1 protein-coding gene and 1 pseudogene are annotated in these 813 nt (G+C 38.4%); one reads left to right on the plus strand and one right to left on the minus strand.

Going from position 1 to position 813, the window contains the following annotated elements; translation table 11 throughout:
* Window positions 1-632, plus strand: a pseudogene (gene katE / locus AVJ20_RS18045) (catalase HPII); the annotation flags it as partial.
* A gap of 43 nt (window positions 633-675) precedes the next feature.
* On the opposite strand, the gene AVJ20_RS18825 reads toward katE, so the two are convergent.
* Window positions 676-813 (minus strand): hypothetical protein (locus AVJ20_RS18825; RefSeq protein WP_228157257.1); only part of this gene is annotated, 138 nt, incomplete at its 5' end.

Below are 813 nucleotides of genomic sequence, written 5' to 3' on the forward strand. Positions count from 1 at the left end.
GAGAACGGGTCGTAAATGAGGTGCTTGCAAATATTGACTTGGATTTAGCTCAATTTGTAGCAAAAGAATTGGGGTTAGATGCTCCGACTAAGCAAAGTAAATCGGTTAAGAAAGCTGCCGTCGCTAAATCTGATCACTTAAGTACATTGGCATACCCTGCATCTGATATTAAGCAACGTAAAATTGCACTACTGGTACACAACGGTGCAAATGCTTCATCTATCGATGCAATCAAGACTTGGGGCGAATCAGAAAGTGCTGTAGTTGAAGTTTTAGCCCCTAATGCAGCGCCAGTTAAATCTAACGATGGTAAAGAAATTGCAGTGGATGGACGTCAGAATGGCGAACCTTCAGTTACCTACGATGCTGTCGTTGTTGTTGATGGAGATAATTTAGATGAATTCCTGAATGATGGTGTAGCCAAACATTATGTATTGGAAACATTTAAGCATCTTAAACCTATAGTTTTATTGGGTGATAAAGAGGCTTTAATTAAAGAGCTTAATCTGACTCAAGATGCTGCGCTTTTCACTTCACAAAGTTTCAAAGATGTCAGTGATCAATTTAAAACAGCGATACAGAATCACCGTTATTGGGACCGTGAAGATAAAGTTGCTTCTATACCGGCCTAATTTAACTATGAATAAAAAAACGCCCTTCTGGGCGGTTTTTTATCTATTGGTTCTTGGTTCTAACTAGATTTAAAAAATGTAGATGACGTTCGTATTGATCAATAACATCTTGCAAAATATCTTCTTGCGTCCATTCGATGATGTCATAATTTTGACCACCTTCCCTCAAAAACACTTCAGC

The sequence above is a fragment of the Acinetobacter sp. CFCC 11171 genome (genome assembly GCF_003268405.1).
Classification (GTDB): Bacteria; Pseudomonadota; Gammaproteobacteria; order Pseudomonadales; family Moraxellaceae; genus Acinetobacter; species Acinetobacter amyesii.